The following is a 19,759-nucleotide window of genomic DNA, read 5'->3' on the forward strand; positions in this document are numbered from 1 at the left end:
ATGCGCTATGGCTTAATAATCATTGGCTATGGCGTTTAATTTTTTCTCGAATTGCTGCATGTGCTCTTCTTTTTCATAATCAAAGTGATACTGGTTATGAAAACCGAAGCGCAGCTTCACTTGCTGATCTTCCATAAAGATGGTGTAGCCATCGTAGTCACTAAATGCGGTGACGCCACCCAGAAAGTAGCCATCTCCTTTCTTTTCTCCGTTTTCACGGATCTTTTCGAATATTGATAGAATAAATTTACTGTCCATTTCGTTTTTCATGTTGCCGCCTTTCGTTGCTTATTCAGGGTATTTGCATTCTTAACATACGAGGTTTGCAATAATTACGCCCAATTAAAATTGATAAACACATACCCATAAAATGTTTGCACCCACGCCTACAAACGCACCATACCTGTAGTCATGCGGGCAAAATTGAGCTTTATCAATATATTAGTCACAAATTTTTTAACGTACTACTGGATCATTTGTAGTCTGTGATCAACGTAAAAATGGGACAGTGCAACGAAAAAGTCACTCACCGAGTGATACAAAAAAGCCACTGGAAAAAACAGTGGCTTACAAGTTTGCATAATGTGACTCTCAGCTTAGCAATGCACTAATCAACCAGCGCCTGATAAGCCATATTTTTGAAGTCCTTATTGTACGAGAAGAAACTCGAGGGCATTAATTGGGTCATAGCGATGACAATCATTTGCTCTTTTGGATCAATTCTAAAGTAAGTTGAAGCCGCACCAGCCCAACCATAGTCGCCTTTAGAACCCATCGTATTTGCGCCCTGTTCGTCGACCGTAACAGACATAGCAAGTCCATAACCTTCACCTGTCGAAGAGGGTTCAAACGGGATCAGACTCGCTGGTAAGTGGTTAGTGCGCATATACTCTACGGTTTTACGACCCAGAATACGCTTTTCTTTGTATTCCCCGCCATTTAACAGCATTTGAGCGAATGTATAGTAATCTGCGATGGTTGACACTAAACCACCGCCACCTGATTCGATTTCAGGGGCAGACAAGTAGTCACCCAGAGGTTCATTCTCCATAGGAACGGTTTGACCTTGCTGATTGATGACATAAATTTGTGCTAAACGATCTTGCTTACTTTTCGGCACATAAAACCCCGTGTCACTCATTTTGAGCGGTTTGAAGATATGCTGTTCGAAGTATTCTCCCAAGGTTTGCCCCGACAAGCGTTCCACTAATACACCTATAATGTCGGTACCTATGCTGTAATTCCACTTCGTTCCGGGTTGATGATTAAGCGGTAACTTTGCGACCTCTTTCAGCAGGTCTTCACGCTTTGTTTCACCGGAAAAAAGTGCCGACTGTTGGTATAACTTATCCACTGGGCTTTGACTAAAGCCATAGCTGAAACCAGCAGAATGGGTGAACAGCTGCTTGATGGTCATCACCTTGTTGGTATCTTCAAGTATCATATTCTCACCGTCCATTCCAGCGAACACCTTCAGGTTTGCCAACTCTGGTAAGTACTTACTGATCGGATCGTTCATCTGAAATTTACCTTGCTCCCACAAGGTCAATGCGGCAACAGCGGTAATAGGTTTTGTCATGGAGTAAATACGAAAAATCGTGTCTTCTGTCATAGGCGTTTTAGCCTCACGATCCCTAAAACCCACACCTTCAAGGTGGACCACTTTGCCTTTTCGCGCGACCAAAGTGAGTGTGCCAGCAAGCTTTTGTTCGTCCACAAACGCTTGCATCACGGGCTCGATACGTTCTAAACGCGCTTCTGACATACCGACTTTCTCAGGGTTAGTAGTACGGATGTCGGCAAAGGCATTGGTTGCCAGTAAAGTACTGGCAACGCAGGCGAGTAAAAATTGATTGGTTTTTTTCATGTATGACCTGTTTTTATATAGTGCGTCAATTAAGAGTGCGTCGATTGAGAACTATAGGATATATCATACTAATGTGACAAATCATCAGAGATACCAATGAAACACCATCACCACGACAAATGTATTACGCTGACATAAGTTTATCAGCAACGAGCGTATTTCTTGGTTATGTATGGCCTAGCTGCTTTTGACCCACATGCCATCATCATTTTTGTGAAAAGACTGCTTCACAGCTGACCAAGCCACCTTATGGGAGACTTCTTCACGACCTTGCTTGCCATGTCTATCATCTGGGTCTTTGTACTCGTTCCAGGCATTATTAAAAGCAGCGAGATAAATATCTTGGGCATGAGGGGGCAATACATTTTGTACACTTTCGGGGAGGTCTTTATGCGAATCGTATGGCATGGGATGCTCCTTCTTTTCGTCACAATTGAAAACGTGAGTAAAGCAAAAAGGATTCCGATAATTTGGACATTTACAATGGTGAGTCGCGAAGCCTACCAATAGTGATTATGCAAGATGTGACGTTAAGATATCACAAGAAACCCTGCTAACATTCTCTCCTAAAACTTAAGTAAATAGCACAACAGAGTAGCAAAATTTACAAAGGATTATTCACCACGAACAGCATTGATGACCTTGCTTGCTAGCGTGACCACAAGTAACACTAAACCACCAGCAATAATGCCCACGACGCCGTCAGCTACTACAGGTAAAATACCTGCCAGCGCACCGCCGTTCTCAGTAACTGGATACAACATATCCCCAACAATGTGATGGATGAAAGGCACGCTGTGCACCACAATGCCCCCTCCTACAAGAAACATGGCTGCAGTACCAATAATAGCTAAGCTTTTCATCAACATAGGTGCAATAATTAGCAAGCTTCGGCCGATGAAACGCTGAATTGTGTTAAACGAGCCGGAGACCGATTTTCTCAGCATGTATAAACCCGCATCGTCAAGTTTTACGATACCTGCAACCAAACCGTAAACCCCAATCGTTATAGCGATCGCAAGAGCCGAGACCACTGCGATTTGCGTTGTGAGCGGTTGGTCTTGTACCGTGCCTAAGACGATCACTACAATTTCTGCGGATAGGATAAAATCCGTTCGAATGGCCCCTTTAATCTTGTCTTTTTCAAGAGTGACCAAATCGACTTTAGGATCGGCAATCGCATTCAATTGGGCCTGATGCTCTGCTTCCCGTTCTTCTTCACTGTGCAGCCATTTGTGAGCAACTTTTTCGAACCCTTCAAAACATAAATACAAACCACCAATCACCAGCAACACAACAATAAGCCAAGGAAGAAACGCGCTTATCAGTAAGGCTGAGGGTACCAAAATTAACTTATTTAAGAACGAGCCCTTCGCCACAGCCCATACAACCGGAAGCTCACGTTCGGCTTTTACTCCGGATACTTGCTCGGCATTTAAGGCTAAGTCGTCGCCTAACACGCCGGCTGTTTTCTTGGCAGCCACTTTTGATAACACGGCTACATCATCAAGAATGGTAGCAATGTCATCAATCAATGCGAGTAGGTTTGCAGCGGCCATGCTTGGCTCCTAAATATAAATTGAAAAAAAAGTTCAGTGTAAATTTACTGCGCTAATCACCTATATGCAGCGGTTTAGCGTTATCCACTTGGGGCGTCAACATAGCACTGAGGGGAATTAACTGTACATCGTCTTGGGCTAACGTTGGTAGCCTTTTTTTCAGGTAGGCAATCGTCTGCATATGAGGGTGACCAATCGCCAGAGAGCGCCCGTATTTACGCGCTCTTTTGACCAATATATTAAACTGGCGCTCTATTTTTGCTTCGGATAAGTCGTTATCCAAGAATACATGTCGCCGCAGTGCTGGCACCTTCGTTTGCTTGGCAATAGCTTCTGCTCGGGTCAATGCCGTTGTGCGACTGTCGACAAAAATGAGCCCGTGACGATGTAAGTAGCTCATGGTGGTGCGCATCGGGGTTTCTAACTGTGTTAAACGACTCCCCATATGATTATTCAATCCCAGTGCATTGGGCACACTGGCAAACGCATCATTTAAGGTTTGCACAATCCGCTTATCGCTCATACTGGCCAACAACACGTTTGACTCTTGCTTGATACCCGCCATCGACTCCATCGGCATGTGCAGTAGGAATTCTCGGTGCTGCTCGTGCGCCATCAGGGCGTATTTTTGGCTTAGATGCTTGTGAGGCAAAATCGAAATAGCAACGTTAATGGGTAACCCCAAGGCTGCTGCATCTCGATGACTGTTGTTACCAACGTCATCAATGATAATAGCGATCTGCGCGCTTAGCGCCGCCGAAGTCGGGAGCAAAGTCAGCAAGAGCGATATGCACCAGAGGCGGAATGAAAAGTTCAACATATGACCAGAGCGCCCATTAAAGCTTAATCCATTGCGTGGGGTTAACAGGGTCGCCCTTGTAGCGAATTTCAAAATATAAATTAGGGGAGGTTTGCCCGCCACTTTGACCAACAAGCGCAATGGGCTCACCAGCGGCCACGGTATCACCGGCCTGATGCAGTAAAGCTTGATTGTGGCCATACAAGCTCATGTAGCCATTACCGTGATCGAGCACAGTGACCAAACCAAAGCCCCGCAACCAATCAGCGTACAGAACTTTACCATGGTGGATCGCGATAACATTACTGCCTGCATTTCCCTCAACAATAATGCCTTTCCAGCGTATCTGCCCCTCACGTTTTGTACCAAATAATTTGCGCACTCGGCCATCTGCTGGTTTCAACAATTTGCCTTTTAGTTTGGCTAAACCGTCGAAGCTGGTCGGTTTTTGGGCTGCCAAGCGCTCCGCTTCAGCGATGGCTTTTCGTAGATTCTGCTCATTTGCTTGCAGTTCTTCAATTTTGGCCGCATCGCTTTCAATGGCAGACTGTAATTTGCTTAACGTCTGCTTACGGCTCTTTTGCCCTTGATTTAGCGTGGCTTGTTGCGCTTGTTGGCGATCGAGCAGATTTTGTAGGCTGTCTTGCTTTTCAATCAAGGTTAGATTGACCTGTGTCAGCTCTTTACCCAGTAGCAAAAACTCGTCAATTAATTCACGACGCGCCTCATTCAGGTATTGATAATAGGTGATGGTGCGCTCGAACTTGCCTGGGTTTTCTTGGTTGAGTAGCATCTTGGCGTAATCATGGTTGCCTGTCATAAACGCGCTACGAATTTGCCTAGCTAACACATCTTGTTGCTGGGCTAATTTTTGCTGAATATCACTTTGGCGTTTTTTAAGCTTTTTTTGCTCTTGCTGATTGTCCTTAAGCTCTTGCTCAGTGGCATTGAGTGCCGTCGCCGCTTTGGCGATCTTCAGTTCAATTTGCTTTAAATCAGATTGTAAACTTTTCGCTTTTGCTAACTGCTGGGCAACGTGTTGCTGCTTTTGCTTTATCTGTTTTTGTAGTGCTTGTAGTTCATCTTTGGACTGGCCATTGGCATAAATGGGTGACAAGCAAACAAACAAAAAGCACCATAAGCATGGTGCTTTTGTTTGTTTCAACCATAACAACAATGGTAGCAAAGGAGTTACTTAACCAGAGTAACTATAGGCTTGCCGGTCATTTCTGCGGGTTGTTCCATGCCCATCAAATGCAACATGGTGGGTGCAACATCACTTAAGGTACCGCCTGAACGGGCTGTGGTTTTCTGCCCTACATGCCAAAACGGTACGAGTTCACTGGTATGCGCCGTGTGCGCTTGGCCAGTGGTTTCATCCGCCATTTTCTCGGCATTACCATGGTCAGCTGTGATCAAGCAGTCGCCACCGACTTTTTTGATGGCTTCAACTACTCGGCCAATGCAGGTATCAACGGCTTCACATGCTTTAACCGCAGCGTCGAAGTTACCTGTGTGCCCCACCATATCACCGTTAGGGTAATTACAAATGATTGCATCAAACTTGCCTGACTCAATAGCTTCAACCAGTTTGTCAGTCAGTTCAGTTGAGTTCATTTCAGGTTGTAAGTCATATGTCGCGACTTTTGGTGACGGGATCAATATACGCTCTTCACCTTCGTATAAATCCTCTTTGCCCCCACTGTAGAAAAACGTTACATGGGCAAACTTTTCAGTTTCAGAAATACGTAACTGGGTCTTGCCGTGATTAGCCAACCATTCACCCATTACATTTACCAAAGCAACCGGCGGATATGCTGCTGGTGCGTCAATACTTTCGGCATACTGAGTGAGCATCACAAATGCACTTAAATCGATGTGCTCGCCTTTTTCGAAATCGCTGAAATCTTTTTCCACAAATGGACGGCTAATTTCACGGGCGCGATCCGCTCTGAAGTTCATGAAGACTAACGCATCACCATCTTCAATTGGCGCAGCATCACCAATAACAGTAGGTTGCATAAACTCATCGTTTTCATCGCGGCTGTAAGAATTTTCTAGCCCTTCAATAGCGCAGGCTACGTTGAACGCGCCTTCACCTTTAGCGATAACCTTGTATGCTTTTTCGACGCGATCCCAACGTGAATCACGATCCATAGCGTAGTAACGGCCAACCAGAGTGGCGGTTTTACCCACGCCCAATTCTTCGAATACTTTGTCGGCAGCTTCAAGTGGTGCTTTGGCGCTGCGCGGAGGGGTGTCGCGTCCATCTAAGAAGGCATGCAAGAAGATTTTCTTCGCGCCGCGCTTGGCAGCCAGTTTAATCATGGCGAAAATATGGTCTTGGTGACTGTGAACGCCACCCGGCGAAAGAAGCCCCATGATGTGCACGGCTTTGTCTTGCTTGATGGCTTTGTCGACGTTACTCACCAAAACCTCGTTCTCGAAAAAATCCCCGTCTTCAATGGCTTTCGTTACGCGCGTAAAATCTTGATATACCACGCGACCTGCGCCTAAATTAACGTGACCCACTTCCGAGTTCCCCATTTGCCCACCTGGCAAACCTACATCCATACCGGAGGCGGATATCAAGGTATTGGTAGTTTCTTTGGTTAAGCGGTCAAGCACGGGAGTCTTGGCATGGGCGATAGCGTTGTTGGTGGTGTCTTCTCTGTGACCCCAGCCATCCATAATAATAAGGGCTACCGTTTTTTTGCTTTGGCTCATGTTTGTCTCCGCTAAATAAGATTGTAAAAGTTAACTTGGGGGCAGATAGATAGAATACAAAGTGCAAGTAAGCACTTTACCACCGCAGGCGTCATATTATCCTGTGTGTGGTGGCGCGTCACGGCCAATTAATGGAAAAATCGTAGGTTTACAAAAGCTTATTTTATAAGTTATGCCAAGGATGCGCCCTGCCACTGGTTTTAGGCGATAATTTCTATATACTTTGCACTCATTTTTTTACCCTGACTGCATCTATGAGGCGCAATAATTATGGAACAAGTGATTGAATTTGCTACAAATCACTACATTTTAGCGGGTTTATTCGTCGCTTTGTTAGTAGCTTTACTTTACTCCACAGTGGCGAGTTCATTTTCAAAACTAAAAGAGCTAAGCACCCATGAAGCCACTCTTCTAATGAATAAAGATGATGCTATGGTGCTGGATATTCGCCCTGTCGCTGAATTTAAAAAGGGCCACATCTTAGGCGCGAAACAGATCAAACCTGAGCAGGTAACCAAAGGCGATTTTACCGGCCTTGAAAAACAAAAAGACAAACCCATTATTGTTGTGTGCGCAATGGGAATGACATGTAAACGTACCGCAAACCAAATGCTGAAGGAAGGTTTTGAGCAGGTATCCGTTCTTAAAGGTGGGATGAACGCTTGGCAAGGCGCGAGTCTTCCAATTAGCAAATAAACAAAAGGTATTTTTAACATGAGTAAAGTCGAAATTTACACCAAAGGACATTGTCCTTACTGTCACCGCGCTAAAGCCCTGTTGGAGCAAAAAGGCGTGACGTATACCGAATTTAAAGTGGATGTTCAACCTGAGCTTCGTCCAGAGATGATCACCCGCGCTAATGGTGGTTCAACCGTGCCACAGATATTTATCGGTGAGCATCATGTAGGTGGTTGTGACGAAATGTTCGCACTAGAATCACAAAATAAATTAGATACATTACTTTCTGCATAAGCAGAAAATTTAAGGAAGCATAATGGCTGAAGAAAACCAAACAACCCCAGCTGACGCAGCACAAGCCGCTCAGGGACCTCAATTCGCAATTCAACGCATTTACACTAAGGACATTTCTTTTGAAACGCCTAATTCACCGGCGATTTTTCAAAAAGAATGGAAACCTGAAGTTCAACTAGATTTGGACACCCGTAGTGCGCTGATCGAAGAAAATGTCTACGAGATCGTTTTGGCTGTCACTGTAACGGCTATGTTAGGTGAAGAAACAGCCTTTTTGTGTGAAGTACAGCAGGCGGGTATCTTCGCGATTGGCGAAATGCCTGAGCAAAATAAAGCGCACATGTTGGGCTCTTTCTGCCCGAACACGCTTTTCCCTTATGCACGCGAAACGATTTCTAATTTAGTCAATCGTGGTACTTTCCCTCCTCTTAACCTTGCGCCGGTAAACTTTGACGCTATTTTTGCAGCATACATGCAAAAACGTGCGGCTCAGCAGGCACAAGAACAAGCACCTACGCAGCTAGACGCGTAAGTACTTAGCCAATGAAACAAACAGTTTCAGTGTTAGGGGCGGGGTCGTATGGCACCGCCCTTGCTTTTTGTCTGGCCAGAAATGGCGTTGCCACTACATTGTGGGGGCGAGACCCAAAGCAAATGCAAGATATGGCTACAGCCAGATGCAATCAAAAATACCTACCCGGTGCTACATTTCCCGGTCCATTAGTGATTGAAGCTGACTTGCTCAAAGCGGTTAACCTTAACAATGATTTGCTTATCGTGACGCCAAGTCATGGTTTTTCGGCACTGCTGCGCCAAATCAAACCCATGCTCACTCCAGCACATAGAATCATTTGGGCTACAAAAGGCCTCGACCCAGAAAATGGTCGATTACTGCAAGATGTAGCCCGAGAAATACTCGGCGACGCTATTCCCCTTGCGGTTGTTTCAGGCCCTACATTTGCCAAAGAAATGGTCGCAGGTCTACCCACTGCCATTTCTGTGTCTTCTACCGATGAACAGTTGGCTACTGATTTTGCCAACATGCTGCACTGCTCTCGTTCTTTCCGCGTTTACAAAAACAATGATTTTGTGGGTGTTCAACTCGGCGGTGCAGTGAAAAACGTGATTGCCATCGGCGCTGGATTAGCTGATGGATTAGGCTTTGGCTCCAATGCCAGAACCGCGTTGATTACCCGAGGTTTGGCAGAGTTAACCCGCTTAGGCATCACCTTAGGCGCACAACCAGAAACTTTCATGGGTATGGCTGGTTTAGGCGATCTGGTATTGACTTGCACGGATAATCAATCACGTAATCGACGCTTCGGGCTGGCCTTAGGCGCAGGCAAAAGCATAGACGATGCGATTGCAGAAATTGGCCAAGTGGTTGAAGGTTACCGCAACACCAAAGAGGTGCATCAGTTGGCTGCAAGGCACCAGGTTGAAATGCCCATTTGCGAACAAATATACCAAGTGCTGTACCAAGGTAAACCCGCGAAAGAAGCGGCTCTCGCCTTGTTAGGCCGGGAGCAAACTTCCGAGTAAGTTGTAGGCTTGAGTTGCTTGCAATTGCGTTAATCACATAACGTTAAGCGACTGAATTAGAGATACCAAAAAAAGCCGAGGGAAGCATATGCTTCCCTCGGCTTTTTAACTCAGCGCTATTTTTTTAGTTTCTATATTAGCTCACTTGCTCTGTAGCGAACTCTGCTTGCTGCACTTCCTCTTGTTTTCCGGCCAATGCGTCTTTATCACGTACATTCTTTTGTACTGTCACAGCGGCAAACAAACTCAGCACATACGCCATGGCGTAAAAGCCTTTTTCACTTAATGCTAATTCTGCGTTGTATAAGCCGATTGCTAATAACGCGATAGCAAAACCAGATGATGCCCATGATAACGTTTGATACATGCTTGAGGTTTTAATGCCTTCGGCTTTATCACGGATTGTTTTTTGCAGGGATACCATTGAGAACAAACCGTAGAGCATGATGATCAAATAGTAACCTTTTTCATTTAGCGCCATCTGTGCATTGAACAAGCCGATACTGTAGGCAACCGTGCCAATCAGTAATGCTGCTAATGATGCCAATGTATATGATTTCGTCGGTGCTTGAATTGTCATGTGTTTGTCCTTCTTTGATTAGTTGTTTGCACCCCTGCGTCTTGCTGGGGTGAGACGAATATGCCTTTTAGTTCAGACTAAATAAACCCTATTGATGCTTGTTGAGCATAGCTACACCGAAAGTTTATTATTACGATACTTTAGTGCTTTTATTTTTCATTTCTCTTAACTTCATTTGCCGAACAGTCTGAACCCAGCTTTGTCTTATATTGATGAATTCGCTGCACTGGCCACAAATTTCGAACCAGACATAATTTCTACTGCTTGTCCGTCACTGCCTAAAATAACGCTCTGACTGGCCAAATCGTATTTAGCTAAATACTGGGCAATAGATGTAAAGGTCGTGGTGGACACTTTGCCAGTATGATCTTTCGTGGTCACATCATCTTGCAGCATTGCACCAAACATTAGCTTAAAACGGCTGGTATGCACACGCTGGGGCGTAAAATATGCTTGGGTATTGGCTTTTAATTTATCTATATCTGTCGTTTGATAAATCGCGGCATTGAGCATGTCCAACGTATGCTCGGTGCAGTTTTGCAGTTGCCTGTTCATGGGGTTAGCAATCACCGAGTAGTTTTCGTTATGCAACTGCGCATTTTTACCTGTGCTAATGATGTCAATTAAACGCGTTTGCATATCAGGCGTGGGAATAATCACTCCTGCGCTTAGCTGAGCAGCGCCCCAAAAAAAATCAACTGGGTAATCGGTGACTAACTGGCTTTTGTCTAACTCGCCGCTTTTTTGATACAGATTATAAATCGCGTAACCCTTGACCAGTTCACCGTCATCTAGGGTGATATCTGAATATATAGCCACCGCCGTATGAGTGAAGCGTATCCCTTTGGGCAGATCTTTTTGCGGGCGGCCCACTCTAGCAATAATAAATGCTCTTGCTCCTTGGCTGGCCGCATACTTCTCCACATTTTTAGCAAAGTGGACGATCTGCTCTGGCTCATGCGTTGCCACTTTATTCGCTTGGCTGCCCGCTGTCGCTGTGAAAGAAAAGGTGAATGTAAGGACTAACGCTGTAAGCCATTGTTTAGAAGACATAGTCATCATTATTGACCTTGCGTGTTATTGTTTTGAATAACGATGACCTGGTTTGGCGCAGGGTCAACGGTGACAGTAGCGTCACTTATGACTAATGGCTCAAGCTGCGTATTTTTATCAGCATGGCTGTGGCTGCTATGACTACTTTTGATGCTATCAGCGGCTTCGACAATAACGCTGCCGGTAACCAAACTCACCCCACCAGCAACGATCAGTGGGGTGGCCACGGCAACACTGGCCACTTTGGCAGTGGATGCGACGCCTTCTGTTACCGCTAATGCAGAATGCTTGCTCGCTTGAGCACTATGCTATACTGAGCCCGCAGCGTTGGCCTTGCCAGTGCCAATAACAGTGGTGCCAAGTATAAATGTCGCGGTAAGTAGCGTATTGATAAGTTTCATCGGTCATCCTTTTTCATTGTTATCAGTAGATATTATTTGTTGCCTAATGGCGCTGCCAAGAGACGAGACACAGATTAAGCACCAGTATTACCTGTGTAAACAATGACCGTTTATGTATACTCAGTCGCAACCAAAAGTATATTAATACGCTACTTAAAGGGATTTATGAGTCAGATTAGCCAAATCAGCAACACCTTAAAGCAGTTGCTACGTCAGCATCAGATAACGTACAAATACATTGCCGAAAAACTCGACATGAGCGAAGCAAACGTAAAACGCATCTTCTCAACGAACAGCTTTGCATTGGACCGCTTAGAGCAAATTTGTGAGATTTTGCAGATGAGCCTTTCTGACTTATTCATCATCGCCCAAAAGCAAACCCAGCAACTGACTCAGCTCACCGAAGAACAAGAAAATGAATTATTGGCTGACACTAAATTGTTACTCGTTGCCGTGTGCGTGCGCGATGCTTGGACTTTTGATGAAATCATTGGGCATTACGCTATCGACACTCATGAATGTGTGCAGTTACTGGCTAAGTTAGATCGCATTAAAATTATCGATTTACTGCCTAACAATCACTACAAGTCTCTGATTGCACAAGATTTCAGATGGATACCCGGCGGGCCATTAGAGCGATTTATGGAGCGAGAGGTCATGGTGAAATTTATGGCGCCTAAGAAGGAAGAGCCATGGACTTTTCGATTTTACCTGCGTGGGCGTTACTCACAGACATCAGTGGATATTATCCAGCGAAAACTTAATCAACTAACCAAAGAGGCTGCGGTACTAAACCAAGAAGATGCCAGTTTGCCATTGAGTAAACGCCAGCACTTTGGCTTACTAATGGCCATGCGCCCGTGGGAGCCTTCGTTGTTTGAAAACCTGCATCGAGAAAACCTACCTCGTGAAAGCCCACTTAATAAAAGCTAAGGTTCAAAGACACCTCTGTAACTCCCACACGACAATAATGAAATCACTAGCAGTATTGGTCATCCAGCTACAGCTGCTAGCGATTTACCTCAAATGACTATTTCGGCGGGGGTTATTGTTCGTCGCGCAAGAACACCAGCTTATTGCCTGCGCTTTGCTCTTCGCTAAAGCGATACCCTGCCGTGTCAAAATCTCTAAGCTTGGCAACGTCACTGACTTTATTTTGAATGATATAACGTGCCATCAGGCCCCGGGCTTTTTTAGCGTAGAAGCTGATAATTTTATATTGGCCGTTCTTAAAATCTTTAAATACCGGCTCGATAATTTCGCCGTCTAATGCTTTTGGTTTAACCGCAGTGAAATACTCGCTAGAGGCCAAATTGACCAACACGTTATCACCCTGCTCTGCCAATGCCTGATTGAGCTTTTCGGTGATGATGTTCCCCCAAAATTGATACAAGTTAGTGCCTCGCTCAGTGTCTAGCTTGGTGCCCATCTCTAAGCGATAAGCTTGCATCAAATCCAGTGGTTTCAATAAACCATACAACCCCGACAAGATACGCATATGTTTTTGTGCATATGAAAAGTCCTGCTCACTAAAACTGGCGGCATCTAAACCACCGTACACGTCGCCATTGAAGGCTAATACCGCTTGCTTGGCATTCTCATCGGTGAAAGGCGTGTGCCAAGCTGCGAAGCGGTCTGCATTTAGGCCGGCGAGTTTATCGCTTATTTTCATCAGTGAGCCAATTTGCGCTGGGCTCAACTTCCGGCTGCGATCAATCAGCTGCTGACTGTGCTCTAGCAACTCAGGCTGGCTCGACGAAGGTGCATTGCTGTGCTTCTCAAAATCGAGATTTTTGGCTGGTGATACAACAAGTAGCATGTAAATTCCTTACTCTTAATCAGATAGCATCATGATACCAACAGCTACGCCAGGTACAACCGATTAAAATAGATGAGTTTGATTATTAATTTCTATTAACAGTGAGGCTCTTGCCCGTCAGGATCAACCCATCTTAATAACGAGTTTGTAAATGGTGGATTTATTCACAGCAGCAGGGTTCATTCAATTTAAGTCGCAAAGCCGATTCCGCCTAAGAATATACTAATGCAGTTGCAAGGTTTGTAATGCACTGACTAAGTATCGATATTCTTGCTCATTGCGCGCGCACACTATAATTTTTCTAAGGTTGCTGTAGGTAATCGATGCTTCACTGACACGTCTTACGGCCAGCCCACATAATTGCGCTAAGGTCGCGTCATCACTTTCACTCTCAGCGCCTAATACATTGAATGCCACACTTCGAATGTTTGAGGTATCCGCAAAATCAAGTACCTGGTGATACGCAATTTCAATAAGCGATGCTTTTTCCTGGGGAGCGGCTGAATCCCAGTTGGCTTTTAGCAACAACATAACATCGGCTACCCACTGCGCATCAGCGGGTCGAGTAATCTTGATGACGGCTCCTTGTCCAAGCTCAGGCTCAAGCTGTTCGTGATTGTATTGGTAAAGACTATCTCCCTGTGAATATTGGCATCGCACTAAGGCATCTACAGGCAGTTGGTTTATGTCTTCTTGTAATAGGGTTATTTTTGCTGACATTGAAGGTGTTTTACTCGCGTATGCAGGCCAAGGGTTATATTCTATGCTACCTGTTTGTTTTCACCTGATCTTGGTTATTCTTCACATACCGTCATAAAGATTTAATTCGCCGGCAGTATTGATAGTGACGCGATCACGCCCCACTATTAACTTAGGAAATTTGAGAACATATACATTTGTTGATTAAAATGTTGTAATTTTACAACATAATGAATTCGAGGTTAGCATGTCCAATCAATTACAAGCACTACGCGATATCACCACTGTTGTTGCCGATACTGGCGACATAGAAGCGATCAAAAAGTATCAACCCGTTGATGCGACGACCAACCCTTCATTGTTGCTTAAAGCGGCTGAGATGGAGCAATATCGCTCGCATCTTGAAAATGCGGTTGCTTGGGCAAAAGAGCAATCTGATGACGCTGACCAGCAGATCATTGATGCTGGTGACAAGCTAGCGGTGACCATAGGGACTGATATTGTGAATATCGTTCCTGGTCGTATTTCTACAGAAGTAGATGCCCGTTTGTCGTTTGACACGCAAGCCAGCATCGAAAAAGCGCACAAGCTTATCGCTTTGTATAAAGAAGCAGGCATAGATAAAAGCCGCATCTTAATTAAATTAGCGTCAACATGGGAAGGTATTAAAGCCGCAGAACACCTTGAAAAAGAAGGTATCAATTGTAACTTAACCTTGTTGTTTAGTTTCGCTCAAGCCCAAGCCTGTGCTGAAGCCGGTGCTTACCTAATTTCACCCTTCGTTGGCCGTATACTTGATTGGTATAAAGCCAAAACCGGTAAAACTGAATATGCAGCCAGTGAAGATCCTGGTGTGCAATCAGTGACTAAGATCTACAATTACTACAAAGAGCACGGCTATAAAACCGTCGTTATGGGCGCAAGCTTCCGTAATATCGGTGAAATTACCGAACTTGCTGGCTGTGACCGCTTGACCATCAGCCCGGGTTTGTTGGAAGAGTTATCTAACAGCGATGCCCCGCTTGAAGTGAAGCTGAAAGACACGGGAGCAACAACGACTCCTGGTAAGCCACTTGATGAAGCTGCATTCCGCTGGGAAATGAACCAAGATGCCATGGCAACTGAGAAGTTGTCTGAAGGTATTCGTAACTTTGCGGCAGACCAAGTGAAACTTGAAACGCTACTTAAAAGCTACGTGTAATAGAAACAGCATCAAAAGAGCGTCTGTTTAGGCGCTTTTTTTTACTTTATAAAATCAAATTAACACCCAAAGGAGTCCTGCATGACTGCGCTGACTGACACCCCTACTTGGCAAACGCTTGCTTCATTAGCTGAAGATGTTAAACAGCAACACATGCGCGACTGGTTCGCCAGCGATACCTCTCGTGCCAGTAAATACCAGCAAACGGCTTGCGGGATTGAACTAGACTTTTCTAAAAACCTGATCACTGATGATGTACTAAAAGCCTTGTTCGCTTTAGCCGATGAAAGCCAAGTCTCGCAGAAACGCGACGCGATGTTTAAAGGCGACATCATTAACCACACTGAAAAACGTGCGGTTTTACATACTGCATTACGTAACTTCTCAGGTGAGCCCGTTTATGTTGATGGTCAAGACGTCATGCCTGAAGTACTTGCTTGCCAAGACAAAATCAAAGATTTTGTTGCCAGTATTCACAGCGGCGAGCGTAAAGGTTACACAGGAAAAGCCCTAAAACAGATCGTAAGCATAGGGATTGGCGGTTCATTCTTAGGTCCTAAAATTATGTCTGAAGCTCTTAAACCTTATTGGTTTGATGGCGTTAAAGTGCATTTTGTGGCTAACGTAGATGGCTGCCATATTCAAGATGTACTCGCGAACCTAGATCACGAAGAAACCTTGGTCGTGATGTCGTCTAAGTCTTTCACCACCCAAGAAACCTTGCAAAATACCCTAACGGCTAAAGACTGGTTCTTAAACGCTGGGGGCACTCAGCAAGATATCGCCAAACACTTTATCGCTGTGTCTTCTAATATCAAGGCTGCCACAGACTTTGGTATGGCTGAAGACAACATATTCCCTATGTGGGACTGGGTTGGCGGGCGCTACTCTTTATGGTCTGCTATCGGTTTACCGATTGCCCTAACATTAGGTTATGACAATTACCGTCAATTGCTTCAAGGCGCCTTTGAAATGGATGAGCATTTCAAAACGGCTCCTGCAGAGCAAAACTTACCCATGCTGACTGCATTGTTAGGTGTGTGGTATATCAATTTCTTTGGTGCCCAAAGTCACGTTCTTTTACCTTATTACCACTATTTACGTGGTTTCCCTGCGTACGTTCAACAGTTAGACATGGAAAGTAATGGTAAGAATATCAGCGGCGACACCACAGCCGTAGATTACGCCACTGGCCCAATTATTTGGGGCAGCGAAGGGACGAATGGCCAACACTCATTCCACCAGCTTATTCATCAAGGTACCTTGTTGATCCCCGCGGACTTTATGTTGCCATTGAATGTGCCGAACCAAGACAACACCCATCACGCTATGCTGGCGTCAAACTGCTTTGGTCAAACCCAAGCATTGATGCAGGGTAAAACGTTTGATGAGTGTTATGCAGACCTTGAAGGTAAGGGTCTTGATGAGGCCGAGAGAGTTAAATTAGCCACCCATAAAACTATGCCAGGCAACAAACCAAGCAATACTTTGTTGTTTGAACAGATGGATCCGAAAACCTTAGGTTCTCTTGTGGCCATGTACGAGCACAAGGTATTTGTGCAAGGGGCAATATGGGGTGTTAACTCGTTTGACCAATGGGGCGTTGAATTAGGCAAAGAACTTGGCAACCAAGTGTTAGATAAAATTGTTAACACGGATGCAGCCCTCGGTTTTGATAGCTCAACGAACGCCTTGATTGCACGCTTTAGGCAAGCCAATAGCTAATGCGTATTTGCAAATACCACTAAAAAAGAGACCCTAGGGTCTCTTTTTTTTGCTGTTTTTTTTACTACCGATGTTAGGTGCTTATGTAGACTAGCATTTTATGTAGACCCGCTATCTAGAATAAAGCGCGTATTAGCGAATTTATTCAGTAACCTATGCATGCCATACACAGCTAGAAGCGTTAATACCACCGACACGGTGACAGAGGTAAAACGATAAAGGGCGTTGTATACTAGGTCTTGTTGAGGCGATAAATACTGGCCGAACAATATTCCCATAGTCGTCATCGCGCCAAAGCCTGCACCCGAGCCGCCGCCTTCTAACATATGATAGCGAGCAAACAGCATCACACTGATCCACAGGGCGATACTCACAAACCATAAGATCCCACTATGGTCGAGCAAAATAAACTGCCAAGCCAAACCAATGTTACAGCCCACCAATGTGCCTATCGCGCGATTTACCGCTGCGCGTCCTGCCCCATGCCAATTTAACGGAAACAGAATCAACACAGATGACACCTGAGCCGATAGCGAGCCTTGTAAATCCAGCACTTGAAACACGATGTAGGATAACGTCGCCACGGTAGTGGCTAAAATAACCTCATGTCGGCGGTTGCTGTCAGGTTTGTTTATCACTGGGGGCTTTGGTCTGGCCTCTACATCAGGGATCAGTAAATGCATTAACATGGCGACGAATACAGTGAGCACTGTGGCGGCCACATTCGACATCACCAAATCGCTTACCGATGCACTGCTGTAACTGGCGAAGTGTAGCTGCATTGATAAGCCCACCATGCCCACGGCGCCAAACAAAAAATTTGCCCCGTTAGACATGCAGCGAAACATAAAAGCGAAGATCATCACAACCGTAATCGTCATGGGAATGGGTTGATCGCCAAACATACCTTGCACCACAAATACAAAGGTAGTGACCAAGACGGCATTTGCCAGAAACTGGCGAATAATGTGACTGTTTAAAATCGGTACTAAACCCAGAAGCAACATGGGATACACCGTAAAAAACGTACCGTAATTCCAGCCCATTATTTTGCTGATGGTAAAGCCAAGTGTCGCGCCAAAAGCCACGCGCAAACATTGGCGCACTTCGTTGGCCGTCAACGCTCGGTGCGCAGGCCTACTGACGCTCCCTTTACGAATAAACGGTAATCTCAGTAACGATTTGGACATCAGTTCAACCTAGTATATGTAGTGAATGATGCTGATCACGTGGGCTTGCACTGCTCCCAACCAACTCGCTAAGCCACCCACAGGATGAAGCTGTACGGTCGCCCGTGCCCCAGAGGGCAATGACTTCAGCAGATCAGGCGCTTCAAGTAACGTAATATGCGTACGCATGTACTGGGCATCACGTACCCAACGATCTGAGTTTTCAGGATTAGCCAATGAGCCATCAGCGCTTATCTGACCGTCTTTTACCCCGGCATCAATAGCTGATACTTGGCCGTCAAAAACACGCCCAGGGTGAGCATCAAATACAATGGAGGCGAGATCGCCAATTTGCACATGGCTTAACGATTTTTCTCTAAAATCAGCGACAATGTCACCTTTCTCGACCACGACTGCGGCAACACTTGAGCCGGCTTGAGCGTAATTTCCAGGTTGCAGTTGTAGGTTTGTCACCCGCCCTGTTACTTGTGAGCGCACATCGGCGTAATTTAGCTGCAATTGCGCATTTTGCAGCGTATTTTCGGCTTGGCGAAGCAATAAGTTGTCATTGCCATCTTTACCCCGTTGAGCGCGATACTTGACGACGTCTGCCTGCGCAGCCTCGACTTGGGCTTGTGCAACCCGGTAGTTGGCCTTGGTTTGGTCGTATAGTTGACGTGAAACCGTGTTGGATTTAATCAAGCTTTCCACACGCTCTACTTCCAGCTTCAGCTCTTCCACGTCGGCCTTTGACGCTAAAGCCTGTGCCTCAGCTGCAGCAATAGATGCGTCAAGTTGTAGATTAGTTTGGCTGGCGCTTTCAACCGCCAATTTAGCCTTGTCCACCGCAATTTCGTAAGGACGTTTATCTAGACTAAATAACACCTGTCCGGCTTCGACTAGCTGATTATTTTCAACCAACACATCACTAACCTGCCCGCTAACCTTGGAAGAAATATTCACCACAGGGTGCAGCACCCTAGCCTGAGTGCTAACGGGCATCCATAAATCTGCCGCTAAAAAGTAGGCAAACGACAAAGCAAACACAGCAAGAGCAATGTGTACCCAACGCTTAAACATTTGATCAGGTGCCATGGTTATTGTCCTCCCTCTGTTGGCTTATCCAGCAAAGCACAGGCATTACTTTCAATTTTTTTCAATACATTAAACATGCTATCAAGCTCTTCCTCGGTGATCCCGTCGGTTAACTGACTACGCACTTTCCCTACGCAACTTTCCAGTGTTTGCAGTTGTTCATTACCCGCGTCAGTAAACCACAAACATTTGCAGCGCTTATCACTCAGATGCGCACGTCGCTCGACCAAATTGCGTTCCACTAGCTGGTTCACTGTGCGATTTAGAGACGGCAGTTCGATTCCAAGCTCACTCGCCAGCGTATGTTGAGATACGCCCTCGCCTAGGGTTCTTAAAGTCATCATCACCGACCAGCGCGCTTCGGTCATTCCCATTGGCCTAACCGAATGGGATATAGCACTTCGCCACAGGCGAAATACACGCCCTAACAACCAACCCAAAGCTGGATTATTAAGCTTTCTGTATTCACTGTTTTCACCCGCCATTTCGACCTCACATTTCTTCTGCCTTCTTTATCAGGGGAATGCAGACTATTTACTTAGCATGCTAAG

At 45.4% G+C, this 19,759-nt stretch carries 22 protein-coding genes; 7 read left to right on the top strand and 15 right to left on the bottom strand.

Going from position 1 to position 19,759, the window contains the following annotated elements:
- Positions 1 to 12: 12 nt before the first annotated feature.
- From PATL_RS18480 to gpmI, 7 genes are all read right to left on the bottom strand, one after another.
- Positions 13 to 270 (bottom strand): DUF3081 domain-containing protein, encoded by a 258-nt coding sequence (locus PATL_RS18480; RefSeq protein WP_011576332.1) that lies wholly within the window; start codon positions 268 to 270, stop codon positions 13 to 15.
- 337 nt (positions 271 to 607) lie between these two features.
- Positions 608 to 1,867: a serine hydrolase domain-containing protein gene (locus tag PATL_RS18485; protein WP_011576333.1), complete on the bottom strand. Its 1,260-nt coding sequence runs from the start codon at positions 1,865 to 1,867 to the stop codon at positions 608 to 610.
- Between the two features lie 177 nt (positions 1,868 to 2,044).
- Positions 2,045 to 2,275 (bottom strand): ChaB family protein, encoded by a 231-nt coding sequence (locus PATL_RS18490; RefSeq protein WP_011576334.1) that lies wholly within the window; start codon positions 2,273 to 2,275, stop codon positions 2,045 to 2,047.
- 206 nt (positions 2,276 to 2,481) lie between these two features.
- Positions 2,482 to 3,426 (bottom strand): DUF808 domain-containing protein, encoded by a 945-nt coding sequence (locus tag PATL_RS18495; RefSeq protein ID WP_011576335.1) that lies wholly within the window; start codon positions 3,424 to 3,426, stop codon positions 2,482 to 2,484.
- Between the two features lie 52 nt (positions 3,427 to 3,478).
- Entirely contained in the window at positions 3,479 to 4,207 is a 729-nt protein-coding gene (locus tag PATL_RS18500; protein ID WP_232283252.1) for a divergent polysaccharide deacetylase family protein, read from the bottom strand.
- A 55-nt stretch (positions 4,208 to 4,262) separates the two neighbouring features.
- Positions 4,263 to 5,354: a murein hydrolase activator EnvC family protein gene (locus PATL_RS18505; protein ID WP_011576337.1), complete on the bottom strand. Its 1,092-nt coding sequence runs from the start codon at positions 5,352 to 5,354 to the stop codon at positions 4,263 to 4,265.
- Positions 5,355 to 5,416: 62 nt separating this feature from the next.
- The gene (gpmI, locus tag PATL_RS18510; RefSeq protein WP_011576338.1) at positions 5,417 to 6,952 is read right to left on the bottom strand and encodes a 2,3-bisphosphoglycerate-independent phosphoglycerate mutase; all 1,536 of its coding nucleotides are present in this window, start codon (positions 6,950 to 6,952) and stop codon (positions 5,417 to 5,419) included.
- A gap of 270 nt (positions 6,953 to 7,222) precedes the next feature.
- Between gpmI and PATL_RS18515 the strand changes: the two genes are divergently transcribed.
- From PATL_RS18515 to gpsA, 4 genes are read left to right on the top strand one after another with little or no spacing between them, the layout of a single operon-like run.
- Entirely contained in the window at positions 7,223 to 7,648 is a 426-nt protein-coding gene (locus PATL_RS18515; RefSeq protein WP_006991801.1) for a rhodanese-like domain-containing protein, read from the top strand.
- 18 nt (positions 7,649 to 7,666) lie between these two features.
- Positions 7,667 to 7,924 carry a glutaredoxin 3 gene (gene grxC / locus PATL_RS18520; protein WP_011576339.1) on the top strand — a complete coding sequence of 86 codons (258 nt, stop codon included), beginning with the start codon at positions 7,667 to 7,669 and terminating at the stop codon, positions 7,922 to 7,924.
- A gap of 22 nt (positions 7,925 to 7,946) precedes the next feature.
- Complete coding sequence (gene secB, locus PATL_RS18525) at positions 7,947 to 8,456, top strand: protein-export chaperone SecB (protein WP_011576340.1); 510 nt, start codon at positions 7,947 to 7,949, stop codon at positions 8,454 to 8,456.
- 11 nt (positions 8,457 to 8,467) lie between these two features.
- Positions 8,468 to 9,466, top strand: coding sequence for an NAD(P)H-dependent glycerol-3-phosphate dehydrogenase (gene gpsA / locus PATL_RS18530; protein ID WP_011576341.1), 999 nt, complete (start codon positions 8,468 to 8,470; stop codon positions 9,464 to 9,466).
- A gap of 136 nt (positions 9,467 to 9,602) precedes the next feature.
- Here gpsA and yiaA read toward each other — a convergent pair whose 3' ends face one another.
- The 3 genes from yiaA to PATL_RS22985 form a co-directional block, all read right to left on the bottom strand.
- Positions 9,603 to 10,046 carry an inner membrane protein YiaA gene (gene yiaA, locus PATL_RS18535; RefSeq protein ID WP_011576342.1) on the bottom strand — a complete coding sequence of 148 codons (444 nt, stop codon included), beginning with the start codon at positions 10,044 to 10,046 and terminating at the stop codon, positions 9,603 to 9,605.
- 204 nt (positions 10,047 to 10,250) lie between these two features.
- Positions 10,251 to 11,108 (bottom strand): DUF2145 domain-containing protein, encoded by an 858-nt coding sequence (locus tag PATL_RS18540; RefSeq protein ID WP_011576343.1) that lies wholly within the window; start codon positions 11,106 to 11,108, stop codon positions 10,251 to 10,253.
- Complete coding sequence (locus PATL_RS22985; RefSeq protein ID WP_232283253.1) at positions 11,108 to 11,326, bottom strand: hypothetical protein; 219 nt, start codon at positions 11,324 to 11,326, stop codon at positions 11,108 to 11,110. Before PATL_RS22985 ends, PATL_RS18540 begins: the two co-directional genes overlap by 1 nt.
- 339 nt (positions 11,327 to 11,665) lie before the next feature.
- Here PATL_RS22985 and PATL_RS18550 point away from each other — a divergent pair, with 339 nt between their 5' ends.
- Complete coding sequence (locus tag PATL_RS18550) at positions 11,666 to 12,433, top strand: helix-turn-helix domain-containing protein (protein WP_011576345.1); 768 nt, start codon at positions 11,666 to 11,668, stop codon at positions 12,431 to 12,433.
- Positions 12,434 to 12,545: 112 nt separating this feature from the next.
- Here PATL_RS18550 and yaaA read toward each other — a convergent pair whose 3' ends face one another.
- Entirely contained in the window at positions 12,546 to 13,319 is a 774-nt protein-coding gene (gene yaaA / locus PATL_RS18555; protein ID WP_011576346.1) for a peroxide stress protein YaaA, read from the bottom strand.
- Between the two features lie 222 nt (positions 13,320 to 13,541).
- Positions 13,542 to 14,039, bottom strand: a complete 498-nt coding sequence (locus tag PATL_RS18560; protein ID WP_011576347.1) for a hypothetical protein — start codon at positions 14,037 to 14,039, stop codon at positions 13,542 to 13,544.
- A gap of 226 nt (positions 14,040 to 14,265) precedes the next feature.
- Between PATL_RS18560 and tal the strand changes: the two genes are divergently transcribed.
- Positions 14,266 to 15,219 (top strand): transaldolase, encoded by a 954-nt coding sequence (tal, locus tag PATL_RS18565; protein WP_011576348.1) that lies wholly within the window; start codon positions 14,266 to 14,268, stop codon positions 15,217 to 15,219.
- Positions 15,220 to 15,300: 81 nt separating this feature from the next.
- Positions 15,301 to 16,944: a glucose-6-phosphate isomerase gene (gene pgi / locus PATL_RS18570; protein ID WP_011576349.1), complete on the top strand. Its 1,644-nt coding sequence runs from the start codon at positions 15,301 to 15,303 to the stop codon at positions 16,942 to 16,944.
- Positions 16,945 to 17,042: 98 nt separating this feature from the next.
- On the opposite strand, the gene PATL_RS18575 is transcribed toward pgi, so the two are convergent.
- From PATL_RS18575 to PATL_RS18585, 3 genes are read right to left on the bottom strand one after another with little or no spacing between them, the layout of a single operon-like run.
- Entirely contained in the window at positions 17,043 to 18,134 is a 1,092-nt protein-coding gene (locus PATL_RS18575) for a DUF2955 domain-containing protein (protein WP_011576350.1), read from the bottom strand.
- Between the two features lie 9 nt (positions 18,135 to 18,143).
- On the bottom strand, positions 18,144 to 19,208 hold the full coding sequence (locus tag PATL_RS18580; protein WP_011576351.1) for an HlyD family secretion protein: 1,065 nt from the start codon (positions 19,206 to 19,208) through the stop codon (positions 18,144 to 18,146).
- Positions 19,209 to 19,210: 2 nt separating this feature from the next.
- Positions 19,211 to 19,693, bottom strand: coding sequence for a MarR family transcriptional regulator (locus tag PATL_RS18585; RefSeq protein ID WP_011576352.1), 483 nt, complete (start codon positions 19,691 to 19,693; stop codon positions 19,211 to 19,213).
- Positions 19,694 to 19,759: the final 66 nt, after the last annotated feature.

Origin of the sequence: Paraglaciecola sp. T6c, assembly GCF_000014225.1 — a bacterium.
In the GTDB taxonomy this organism is placed as follows: Bacteria; Pseudomonadota; Gammaproteobacteria; order Enterobacterales; family Alteromonadaceae; genus Paraglaciecola; species Paraglaciecola atlantica_A.